Origin of the sequence: Adlercreutzia agrestimuris (genome assembly GCF_943193125.1) — a bacterium.
Lineage (GTDB): Bacteria > Actinomycetota > Coriobacteriia > Coriobacteriales > Eggerthellaceae > Xiamenia > Xiamenia agrestimuris.
Genome location: NZ_CALPCX010000002.1, coordinates 138,228 through 150,855, shown reverse-complemented (window position 1 = coordinate 150,855; position 12,628 = coordinate 138,228). Strand labels below are relative to the sequence as shown.

Genomic DNA, 12,628 nt, shown 5'->3' with positions numbered 1-12,628 from the left:
CTTCCTACTATAGACAAAAACAAACGAGGCAACGTCTTGCTTGTTTGCGTCGTTGCCTCGTTGTTAAGCAATCTCATCAGTAACGAAAGATTCGCTGATATACCACCAGAAGAAAAAGTAGCCTAGATAAAACAAAAAGGGCGCTGGTAAAACCAGCGCCCCTAACAAATTCACATCATGCTAATTCTCAAGCTGTTTTCATCTTAATCAACAGAATTAAGAGCAATCTTTACAAGCACGCGATTTGCCCGACTGAGCAATGGTTCCAGATTGAATAACCTTTGAGCGAGAAAGTGCTGGACAACCCTTGCTGTTATGGTAAACGCTTCCGTTAGGCGTCCAATACACAATTGACTGGTCGGTTTGGCTACCACTGTTTGAGGCCGAACTTCCATAATTTGGAATCCACCTACCATCTGGTCCAACATAATAGTTTCCAACCCAGCGACTTGTTACCATTACGCCAGATCCATCAAAATAGTAATTGCCAACCCAACGATTAAATGCCATTGCTCCAGAGGAATAGAGGTAATACCATTTTCCGCTTAATTGCAGCCAACCGGTAGCCATTGCTCCAGAGGAGCGCAGATAGTACCAGGCGCCACCAATCTTTTGCCATCCGGTAAGCATGCTTCCCGATGAGTTCAGATAATACCAGGTGCCACCTACCTGAATCCAACCGGTAGCCATTGCTCCAGAGGAGCGCAGATAGTACCAGCTACTACCAACCTTCTGCCATCCAGTAGCCATAGCTCCAGAAGATTTCAGATAATACCAGCTACCACCAAGTTTTTGCCATCCAGTAAGCATCCATCCTGAAGTATTGAAATAATACCAAGTACCTGAAATTTGCTTCCAACCCTTAGCATATGTTCCATTGCTATATGAGTACCACCATCTTCCTGATGACTGTTTCCAAGAACCAGTAACCTTGGCTGGCGTTGATGGCTTCGTTGATGCAGAAGACCCTGGTTTGTTAGTTGAAGAACCATTATTGCCCGATTGCGGCGGAGCAGTAACTGTTACATCGAGAGAGAATTTAACGGGTGTGTTCGGTATAGCAGCCCATACCTTTGTTTTTCCCGCTTTCTTGCCCGTAATAATACCTTGCGCGTTGACTGAAGCAATAGCGGGATCACTCATAGACCAGGTAAAAGTTGCCGGATCTAATTCGCAAACCATGCGATCCCAGCCTGAATTTATAAACCGAGCTTCAGCTTGGACTTTTTTGCCTACTTCAACGGTGTAATAAGCGCTTCTGAATTGGAAATTTGCATTAACCAATTTATCTGTTGCAACAGCACAGCGTTTTGTGAAGCTTTGGTTAGCAGGTTGAGCTGCTGCTGTCGGGTTCTTTTCCGTTCCAAAGAGCTGCACCCACCACAAGGTAGACGAACCTTCCAGGCTTATTGCGCCTACGCCAAGTGTCGTATAGTTTGGATTCATAATACTGGCTCGATGACCAGCTGAATTCATCCATGATTGCATAACCGACGCAGGGGTAGGCTGCCCCATAGCAATGTTCTCAGCAGCAGCCTTGTCTGTAACCGTGCTCCAAGAGCTACCATCAGGACGAGTATGATCAAAACAATACATCTGCTCAACAGCGCGCGTCATAGCTGCCTCAAGTAAGGTTTTGTCCATAACCAGAGGCTTGAGCCCCTCTTTTGCGCGTTCAATATTCACAAGCTTTAAGACTTCGTATGCGTCGGTGTAGTTTTTAACCCCCGAGACAACCAGCGCATTCATCACTGCCGTGGTAGCTTGCACTGCAATTCCTGCATTGCTCTCATCGATTACAACACTTGATGCTTGTGGTTCAACCTTGCTGTTATCAATGCTTGCAACTTGAGCAACACAACCTTCCTCTGTATCAGATGCAAAGGCTGACGCAGGCACCATGCTCACACATAAAACGCCCGCAAGCACAACGCTTAACGAGCGCTTCCAGAATGAACACAGTGAATCAGTTCTGTCTTTTTTCATCCCTTTAACCTTCCTCTCTCTAGTCAATACTCTCTCAAACCTCTCGTTGTTTTCAGTTTACACCCAAATAACACACGGCGCCCCGAAAACAGGACGCCGCGTGCGAAAAGAATTATCTAATTTGAGAATGCTAAAACGCAGTGAACGCGTGGCAGCTGAGCAATTCTAGTGATGGAACAAACGCATACCAGTAAAGGCCATAGCAATACCGTACTTGTTCGCCGTTTCAATAACGTTGTCGTCGCGAATAGAGCCACCTGGCTCAGCAATATAATCCACACCTGACTTGCGCGCGCGCTCAACGTTATCACCAAACGGGAAGAAGGCATCTGAGCCAACCGTTACGCCAGTTAGTTTTGCGATCCACGCCTTTTTCTCCTCATAAGTCAGCGGCTCGGGCTTGACTGCAAATACACGCTCCCATTCGCCATCGCGAAGCACATCTTCCCACTCATCAGAAATGTAAACATCAATGGCGTTATCGCGATCAGGACGACGAATGCCTTCAACAAATTGCAGACCAAGAACTTTGGGGTTCTGGCGAAGCCACCAATTATCAGCTTTATTGCCCGCCAAACGCGTACAGTGAATACGGCTTTGTTGTCCAGCCCCCACACCGATAGCCTGACCGTCTTTTACGTAGCATACCGAGTTGGACTGCGTATACTTGAGCGTAATAAGGGCTACAAGCATGTCAATTTTTGCAGCAGCAGGAATCTCTTTATTGTCGGTCACGACGTTTTCCAAAAGTGCTTCGTTAATTTCAAAGTTGTTGTGGCCTTGCTCAAAAGTGATACCGAAAACATCTTTGATCTCCTGCTCAGCGGGCACATAGTCAGGATCAATCTGGACAACATTGTACTTGCCGCCCTTTTTCGTCTTGAGAATCTCAAGAGCCTCATCGGTGTAGCCTGGCGCAATAATGCCATCCGATACCTCAGTCTTCAAATAGCGGGCTACATCAGCATCACAGATATCCGAAAGCGCTGCCCAGTCACCATAAGAGCAAAGGCGGTCAGCGCCACGTGCGCGAATATATGCACATGCAATAGGGCTCAGCTCTCCAGCCTCGTCCACGAAATACATGGCGCGATCAGTCTCAGTGAGCGGATGCCCCACTGCAGCACCCGCCGGTGAAACATGCTTGAAGGAAGCTGCTGCCGGCAAACCCGTTGCCTCTTTGAGTTCCTTAACCAATTGCCATGAGTTAAAGGCGTCCAAGAAGTTAATGTAACCTGGCTTGCCATTAAGCACTTCAATAGGCAAATCCGATCCGTCTTTCATAAAAATGCGTGACGGTTTTTGATTGGGATTACATCCATATTTCAATTCAAGTTCGTTCATGTTACTCCTCTTTTAAATGGACACATAAAACCAGTGAGCTTAGTCACCTAAATGCTTGTTATATAACGTTACTTCGCCATTGACATTTGCATACAGCGAAACTTTATTATCTTCATTAAGCGCTGCCCAAACCTCATCAGGCGTCGGAAGGGATACCTCAATAGGCTCTCCTGCAAAAGTAGGCAACGGATTGCCGTCCCCTTGATACGTGCTAATAAAGTAGCCCGTACCCTTATCGGCGCCCTCATAGGCGAAAAACTCGCGCAAGCAACGACCATTTTCTTGATGCTTCAAAATGGAGATTTCAAAAGACCCATCTGGGTAGGTGATAGCAGAAATGCGCGGGGTAAAGTTTGGCTCGTCGGGCTCAAATTCACGCTGCATGCAGCCTGTACGGAAATCTCCTGCTTCAACAATAGTGTCAGTTTGATCACCATTGGTGACAACAAGTGCATCACCAAGCGTGCGAACAGGGTGATAAATAATGAGCGAAGGATCTTCCAAAAGCGCCGGATCATAAGCTTCGGTGCGAATGCCATCTTCGGTAGTAACAAAGATGCGATTGCGACTGTTCTGGGAACGACCCATGATGAAATAGTAGACGCAATCTTTGCCTACAACGATACCTCGTCCTGGATATGAATTGTTTTCCAATAGCTCAATAAGGTTTTGCACCGCTGCTCCTTTCGCACGATCAACTCAACACGCTGCACCAACAAAAAAGGCAAGCCACCCACAAGGTGACTTGCCCAGACGGTCGGCGATACGCTATTCACGCTGCTCCCCCGTGGTTACCCACACACAAATCTTGCTTCCGTCAGTCACAGCGCGTTTTGGTTCATTTTAGTGTAACACGTATCCTGTAATTAGAACGCATCAACCCCGAGAAGTATTTTTAACTCATCCCGCGAATGGATACCAAGGTTTCTAAAGATAAAGCTACCTATCCAAATCAGCGTCGTGTTTAGCGCGCGCTTCTTCGCTGAAGCGCTCTTTATAGCGCACATCAACCAGCTCAGCCACAATAGCAATGGCAAGCTCAGCGGGCGTTTTCGCACCGAATTTTAATCCGATAGGCCGTTTAATACGCAACCACTCATCCTCGGTGATTCCGCGAGATAAAACCAACTCATGCACGCGCTCATTCTTACCAGCACATCCCATCATGCCTACATAATGCACCTGATGGCGAAGCGCCCACACGCACCCTTCAGGGTCAAACATGTGTCCGCGTGTAACGACGCATACATAATCATGAGGCGATGCACAAAGCGTTTCAAGCTCATCAAAATTGCCACCCGTAAGCAAAACACGTTCAGCACCAGGGAAACGTGCCTCGTTCACATAAGCGCTATCATAATCAACCACTGTCACATCAAAACCAACATGCTGAGCTAACGCACTCACTTCACTGGCAGCATCGGAGGCCCCCAAAAGCCATACGCGAACTTTATCAAAGAGCGGCTGGCTTACCCAGGTCAATCCATCGAACTGCTCGTTATGCATAGACGGACCACGCGTAGCGTCTTTCATCTGAAAAGTATCACGCGGGCTCACAGGACGTGATGCGACAATCTCTTTTGCATCATTACAGAAAAATACAAGCGGCAAGCCATCAGCTGAACCTTGTTCGCCGTATTTTTTGGTCACTTCATTATCGGTATTGCAGAGTGCTTCCTGTTCGTCATACACAATCTTGAACCCCAGCCACGCCTGGTCTTTTTCATCAAGAGCACGAGCGGCGCGTTCAAATGTTGGCGCATCTGCCGCCGTCAAGCTTTGTGAAATCACCTCAAGATATGATGGTGCGCAATGCTCGTTTCCTCTCAGCGCTTCTGGCGAAAAGCAAGTAAAATCAGCCGCATCAAGCTGAACGGAGTGACCATCTCTGAGCGCTTGGGCAATTTGTGTAAGCACTTCTTTACGCATCAATATGCACCTTTCTATCAGCGCCCACGCTTACGCGACCTTCCGCGAGCAAGCGCAATACCTGCTGATAGAGACCATGTTCAACCCCATGTATGCGCGCCTCAAGCGTTTCAAGGGTATCTGTTTCAAAAACTTCCACTGCGCGCTGAGCAATTATTGGGCCTTTGTCGTATTCTTCGTTTGCGAAATGCACCGTCACGCCCGTAACTTTAACTCCCATATCAAAGGCATCTTGAATGGCATGAGCCCCCTTAAATGCCGGAAGAAGCGCGGGATGCAAATTGAGCACCTTGTCAGGAAAAGCACGCAAGACAACCGGAGTCAGCTTACGCATATATCCTGCCATCACGACATATTCAGCGCCCGCCTCTTGGAGTGCATCAACAATCCGTTGATCAGCTGCCTGCGGATCGGCATAGATTTCCTTATTGAGTACCACCACGTCAATGTTGGCATTTTCAGCACGAACGATGCCATACGCATCCGGTCGTGATGAAATCACCACCGTGATTTCTACTGGTAAACCATCATCTTTAATTGCATCAATAATTGCCTGCAAATTTGTGCCGCTCCCTGATAGCAAAACACCAATCTTGAGCGGTTGAACCGCGGTGGTTTCACTCATGCCCACTCCTGTTCGGGTTGTCAATACATGCAACATTATCTTAACTCTCAAGCCGTCATTACGACTGCTTGCTAGGATACCGCAAAAAGAGGCGACCCCTTTTGGGATCGCCTCATAAAGCATGTATCTCTCGGCTGCTTTCGCAATCATGCTTGCAGCCTGCTTAACAACGCATTGCTAGCTTAGGCGACGGCGCCTCCAAGCAATACCCAATCCAAGCAGAGCAAGAGCCGCTACGCCACCAACAAATGTCAGAGAAACTGCATCTCCTGTCTTTGCAAGCAGCTTCAGCATAGCATCGTCATCACCATTGCCGCCATCAGTGCCGGGAAGCTTATGGAGCGCATTAACTCCGTTGTCGCCACCAGCATTTGTCCCATTATTGTCGGAACCTTGACCATCGCGATATTTGATCTGCAGGTTTTCAATTCCGTTCGGGTAGGCAACCGTTGAATGACTGCTCCCCTCAATATCTTCCACATACTGCTGCCAGCCGCCCTCAGGAGTTGCAGGGCGCTTACCAAGACTTGGTGTGGCCGAGGGATCTCCGTCAAGAACAGAGGGATCAGTTGCCGAAGGATCAGTACCAATCACAACTGCAACATTTCCGATATCACCATCAATGGCTGCCTCAGTTACCACACATGTGAACTTAATGCGAACACTTTCGCCGCCAAGCACGCGCCCAACATAGATAGCAATATCTCCTGTTTCAGCATCAAAGACAGCATCCTCAAGGGCAATCTCTTCTTCTGTTCCCGGAGCAATCATCTTGAAGCTTCCAGCAACAGGCAACAGTCCTTCAGGCAGCTTGTCATAGACGGTAACGTTGTACCACGCTGTCCACGGTTCATCATTGTTGGCGAAGACCACTTCATAAGCTATCTCATCACCCACATAGATGGTGTTATCTTCGGAGTCAGCCAAAATGGTAGCAGTCTTCGTGGTTGTAAACTTCTTATGATCTGGATCGGTGTGGCTTGTTCCGTCAGGCTGAGCGGGCTGCTCGGTCTTAGGACCTGCATCGGGATTCTCCGGATCGGTAATCTCTTCCCAAAGATCCTTGTCGTCTTCTGGATCATAAGGTCCTGGCGTTGGATCAGGAAGCTCAATGTCAACAGGCTCGTCAATGCCTGGCTTGTAGTTTTCCGGATCTACCCCTGGCGGATAAGTAATGGTCTCAGACGGCTTCGTGCCAGCAGCATATGCGAAGTTAGCAGGAACAGGCGTGCCGTCCACCACCGCTTCGGGTGTTACTTTCACCTTAAACGTAATTGTTGTCGGTTCAGCACCACCATAAATGTCGCCGATCTTAAAGCCAATCGAGCGTGACTCAGCAGACGCCACATCAATTTCGGGGGTGATAGGCGTTGTGACACCCGTCAAACCATTGAAGATCTTTGCTGAGCCTGGAACGTATTCCACGCCCACTGGTAGCGGGTCATAGATCTTAGCAGCCAACCATGCTGAACCAAGCTTCTTGTTGTCAACCGTAATGGTGTACTCAAGAATGTCTCCCACCAATGCATACGTATTCTTGCGATTGGCGAAACCTTCGGTCACATTCTTCACCGTCTTTTCAACCGTCACGTCATATGCAGGCGGTGTTGGATTATCGGGGTCATCTGGGTTCTCGGGATCGTCAGGATCGTCCGGGTTATCCGGATCGTCCGGGTTCTCGGGATCGTCAGGATCGTCCGGGTTGTCCGGATTGTCAGGATCGTCGGGATTATCCGGATTATCAGGATCAACCGGATCCTTCTTATGGCTGGGAACCTCTGGATCTGTTGGCAAGAACTTCAGATCATAGTCATCTGGATCATCCTGCGGCTGAGGTGTCACCGGATCAGACGGATCGTCCGGATTAGTGGGATCATCGGGATTTTCCGGCGTATCTGGGGTCGGATCTTCAAGTATATCGTCAGTGATTGGCACAGTGACAATCACTTCAATGGTTTGCGGCGGCTGATCAGGATGCTGCGGATCAGTGCGCTCAACCGTTACCGGAATCTCAATTTCGGTGATCTTTTCGCCATCAGGCTTATTCTCGTTTTCCTTTAACACCTCTTCGATACGCTTCTTTACTTCCTCAGCAATATCCTCAGGCGTCTTCGGGTCATCAACATCACCAAAGCTTGTGATCTTATCGCCCGGTTTAATAGGCTTGGGCGTAGGAGTAGGATCATCGGTATCTTCAGTTGCGGTATCAAACGGTGAACCAGGGGTAACATCACCAACCACTACTTCGGTTGTTGGGGGCTTTGTACCCGGATCAATCTCAACGATATCACCACCCAAAATCTCCTCAATGATGCTGGGTTTCACCTCAGGGCGCTTGCGTGTTGGATCAGCGCTATCAACTGCCTCAGCAACCTTTACGCCTTCGGTTGTATCAATGCGCGTATCCCACACAAACGCATCGGGATTAATGCCATACACACCATTTACGCGACTTTCGCTCTTAAAATTGAGCTTTTCGCCACGTGCTGCTTTCAGCGCCGTATCAGCATTAACCGTTGTCTCAGCAATCAACTTATAGGTTGAGCCACCGTAAAGCACGCAGTCAGGCTCATAAGCATACGTACGCGAGCCGTCTGGATTAACCACTGGCGTAACATCAAGCTCAATAACATTGCCCTCAGGATCTACTGCCATCAGCTTATTGATCGTCACATCCGCCGGAATAGTGATAGAAAGCTCAGGGTTGAACAACGCGGTATCAGCCACGGTGTTTTTCATGTTCGCCGTATAGACAATAGAGTCGTTCGGACGAATTGTGCCATCTGAGCGCGAAGTGTTCGTGGCAGTCTCAGTCACCTTAAGCACCGGTGGAGTGTCAAGGTCAGGATAGATGTAGACCGTAAATTCACGCACCGCCTCGTTAAAGGAGCCCGATTGAGCAGCTTTAACGGTAATGGTCGTCACACCTGCTGAGCGAACATATGCCTTCACGGGCGTCTTGTACATCACTTCGTCAGCGGTGTATGAGTTGCGAATAACTGACGGGTCAAACGAGATCACGCCCGGATTTGAGCTAGTCAGCGTCACTGAACCAATAGTGTTGGTGGTTACCAACAGGTTCATGAAATCATCTTTTACGATACCATCTTCGCCCGTACGGAAATCAGAAATCTCATAGCGATAATTCTTGTGCAGAATCTCGCGCTCGTCCTTGTCGTTAAAGGCAACATAACTGGCTTTGTAATCATCGCCTGGCTCATCGGCCACCGCGCTGACTGAACCTGTCCACTCGGGAGCCTCAACATTGTCGCCGTCTTCATTAAGAATCGGCTTTGCCTTATCGTCAAGCAAAACGCCACCTTTAGCGTTATAAACCGTCAGATCAGGGTCAGCCATCTGAATGCGAACAGGCATTGTTTGCGTTTGCGACTCATAGTAATTCACATAAGCGTAGTCAGTGTATCGAGGATCAACATCCACGCCAGCTGAACTGTTCTGCACAGCAGACCCGTCTGCCTGTACGGCCAACATATCCGAAGCGACCGCAACTCCTTCGTCGGTTGCTGGATTGCGCTCAGTGAGTCGATCTTCGGGCAACACAACAGAAGTGTAGGTCACCAAAACCTTATGCTCATTGCCTTCGCCTAGATCAATGGTGCCATTCTCTAAGGCCTCGCGATACTCGGCGGTATTAAAGAAGGCGTTAATCTGCATGCGGTTCATGTCAAAGTACGCCATCGTATGCTCACGGTTGCCATTCTTAGCATCATGGCGAAGATAAACATTGCTCAGCGTGCTATCGTCATTGAGACCCTTACCATCTTCGTCAAAGCCAGAAACGGTAATCGTTCCGCCAAAGCGCTCAGGCACCTTCACGCCATCCATGTAGAGCTGCAGGATACCGGTCGGAGCAGCGCAAGTAGCTTTCGTCATAGTTGACTTGTCCGCATATGACTGACCAAACGGAAGCAGGTAGCTGGTTACGTCAACAGGAACCACAAGATGATTGTTCGTCACGACATTGTGATTGCCTGAATCTTGAACCCACGTAGGGAATGTGTATTTCGTGCCGTCAATCTCAATGGCTGTCTCGTCGGTCAGTTCGCAATTGGACTGCGATGTTACCGGCGAAATAGTAGCATCACCAATCATGCGATGACCCCAATAGCTAGCCGAGTCATTCACGTACTGGCTTGAGGTAATCTCAATCTTTTGGTAGCCAGAATTTGTCGGCATGGTTGTGCCTGCAGCTAATGGCTTATCGGGATCGTCGCCGATAGTCTGAAAGCTTGTCTTCAGTGCGGTAGGATCATTCAAGATCTTGTTTTCAAGCGGGTCGTCTTCAAGCCCTAAAGTACTAATTGGGTTTTTAACCACATCAAAAGTAGGCAGCGGGCTGCCGTCGTAGAATTTATCAAGATTGCTAAAGAATTGACGAAGCGTTTCATAGGCAGGAACAGAATGACCTTCATCAATCATTTCCTTCATGCGCTCCAAGTCAAGGTCAACATAACGACGAAGACCTGATGCGCCATCGTTGCCTAACTCATCAATATAAAGCGGCGAAAGCGTAATCTCGCGCAATTCGCCATTTACGTCTTTAAGGTAGCTCAGGCGAACCTCAATCTTTGAGCCGGGCTTATCAGCGGTTTGGCTGTATTCCGAAGGCAGCCACAGATAGAGAAGGCCGTTGTCCAACATTGATGGAGCGCCATATTGATATTGCATACCATCAATATAGAGCTGCCATTTCGTAATGAGATTAGACTCAATGCCATCTTCTTTAGACAGGTCAATAGTAACGATGGTTACATCAGATCCTGCTGGCTTAATTTTTCCGTCCTCAATAACGGCTTTGCCATATGCTGTGCCATCGAAGCGGAAACGATTTCCTGATTTTCCAACAAAGATTGAGCCACCCGTAATAATCATATGCGCGGCGTGATCGGTGTTAGCGATTTTGTCAGGACTATAACCTGTACCTGCGCCACCAATATCTTGCGAGTAATTACCAAGGTTGGTACCACCTTTTGGAATCATGGTGCCACCAGTAATATAGATGGTGTAATCAGAGTTGTCGCAAACCTGCGTTTGGCCATAACAGCCACGGCCAAAACCGTTACCATCTTCGCCGCCATTAGAGAGAATGTAGCCACCATTGATGCGAATATTGCCCGTACCATGAGGATGCAAAGATTTCGTTACACCAGCAGGAACCGTTTTTGTGGCCTGATTCCAACCGCCACCAATACCTGCTCCATGGAAAGCAGCCGTCGCGTTGATGTTTCCGCCATTAACAGTGATCCATTCACTCGGTGAAGTTCCTGCAGCATTGCCGCCGCCGCCAATACCCGGTCCAAAAATGTCACCGTTAGCATTGGCTGAACCTGCTGACCTGCCTGCGCCGTTGGTAACCACAATGTTGCCACCGTTGAAGGTCATGTTGCCGCCGTCTTCGCTATATTTACCACCAAGACCTGCACTCTGGCCGCCGCCATGCACCTGTAAGGTACCAGGATTTTTGCTATCCAAAAGCGTAAGATAGTTATCGGCTGTTTCTTTGGCTGTGCGAGTTGTGCCATCATTTGCCACAAACGTCGTGCCCACAGGAATCATACCGTCAACTGGCACGATAGCGTTTCCGTTTACATCCACATTAGGAACACTGTCATCAATATATATTGCTGCACCTGTTCCGCAGTGTATGCCCGGGAACTGAAGATTACCGCTTGAGTTGCGATACGAATCAAAATTATTAAGTGTACCGTCAGCCAAAACAATATGAGCAATACCACCTGTTTGGATATCAAAAGGAGCATCCACTACCAGGTTAACTCCAGCAAAAACAACATGCGCCTCAACTCCATTTGGCACAACAATACCTGCAGCAACCTGTGTTGGCGCTTGCGGTGTGCCGCCGGTAGTTATGGTAAGTTGTTTGCTCGTTTTAATACTCACCTTGTTGCCAGCAACTTCAAAGTCGGAAGCCGAGATACCTACGCCACTAAAAGTAATCCCTTGCAGCACAACATCTGTCGTGCCATCTGCATAAGCTATAACTTCCGCTTCGCTTTCGTCTGCATCTTCTTCCGCGTCATCTAGCTCAGCAGCATCAGCATCATCCGCTTCATCTGCGTTATCTAACTGCGCCTTCGCTGGCGTCGATACATCTTCTGACGCGAGAGCCTTTGTGGCCGCCCCCACAGAAGTTACTTCTTCATCTTCGGTTTCATCAGACAAAGCAGAATCTACGTTGTCCGATTTCCCCTCTTGCCCCTCTCCTGCTGCCTTATCTGGCTCAACCGTCTCATCTGTGGCTTTGTCCGTAATAGTAGCATCGGGCTCATCGACCTCAGTTACGGCGGATGCCCCCACATCCACCAACGAGATACGATCAGATGAATTGGTAAGCGGTACTAATTCATCTGTTGTTATGGTTTCTGGAGTTTGTTGACCGTCAGCCTGATCAACCCCTTCACCATATGCACTTTGCGTCAACGGAGCTGCCATAAGTCCCGTAACCAGAGTTAAGGCTAAAAGGCATTGCAAGAATTTGCTCTTGATGGTCGTTGCCCTCATACCTTCTCCATTCTCTATATTGCTTCCTCAAAGAAGCAATTTATCTCCGTGCTCATTTATTGCTTAAGCTTCTCTTCAGCGCAAAACAAGCGATAGCTATACGGATCTTACAATAACGTATTGGTAACAGATTGTGAACAGTTAAATTACAATGCGGTCATACAAACTCCTCCATAAGCTGGGGTTTATATGCCCGCATTACCC

The 12,628-nt window shown here is 48.4% G+C and carries 6 protein-coding genes and 1 riboswitch; all 6 genes read right to left on the bottom strand.

Features of this window, described 5'->3' with window-relative positions; genetic code table 11:
* Positions 1–216: 216 nt before the first annotated feature.
* The 6 genes from NFR28_RS08935 to NFR28_RS03765 all read right to left on the bottom strand — a co-directional run bounded on the left by NFR28_RS08935 (position 217) and on the right by NFR28_RS03765 (position 12,424).
* Positions 217–1,986: a CAP domain-containing protein gene (locus NFR28_RS08935; RefSeq protein WP_420840396.1), complete on the bottom strand. Its 1,770-nt coding sequence runs from the start codon at positions 1,984–1,986 to the stop codon at positions 217–219.
* Between the two features lie 165 nt (positions 1,987–2,151).
* Positions 2,152–3,330: a phosphoribosylaminoimidazolecarboxamide formyltransferase gene (locus NFR28_RS03785; RefSeq protein ID WP_251178500.1), complete on the bottom strand. Its 1,179-nt coding sequence runs from the start codon at positions 3,328–3,330 to the stop codon at positions 2,152–2,154.
* 39 nt (positions 3,331–3,369) lie between these two features.
* Positions 3,370–4,005, bottom strand: a complete 636-nt coding sequence (locus tag NFR28_RS03780) for an IMP cyclohydrolase (protein ID WP_251178499.1) — start codon at positions 4,003–4,005, stop codon at positions 3,370–3,372.
* 65 nt (positions 4,006–4,070) lie between these two features.
* A riboswitch (ZMP/ZTP riboswitch) is annotated at positions 4,071–4,165 on the bottom strand.
* 104 nt (positions 4,166–4,269) lie between these two features.
* Positions 4,270–5,259: an XdhC family protein gene (locus NFR28_RS03775; RefSeq protein WP_251178498.1), complete on the bottom strand. Its 990-nt coding sequence runs from the start codon at positions 5,257–5,259 to the stop codon at positions 4,270–4,272.
* Complete coding sequence (gene purN, locus NFR28_RS03770; RefSeq protein ID WP_251178497.1) at positions 5,252–5,884, bottom strand: phosphoribosylglycinamide formyltransferase; 633 nt, start codon at positions 5,882–5,884, stop codon at positions 5,252–5,254. Before purN ends, NFR28_RS03775 begins: the two co-directional genes overlap by 8 nt.
* A gap of 177 nt (positions 5,885–6,061) precedes the next feature.
* Positions 6,062–12,424 carry an isopeptide-forming domain-containing fimbrial protein gene (locus tag NFR28_RS03765; RefSeq protein WP_251178849.1) on the bottom strand — a complete coding sequence of 2,121 codons (6,363 nt, stop codon included), beginning with the start codon at positions 12,422–12,424 and terminating at the stop codon, positions 6,062–6,064.
* Between the last annotated feature and the right edge of the window lie 204 nt (positions 12,425–12,628).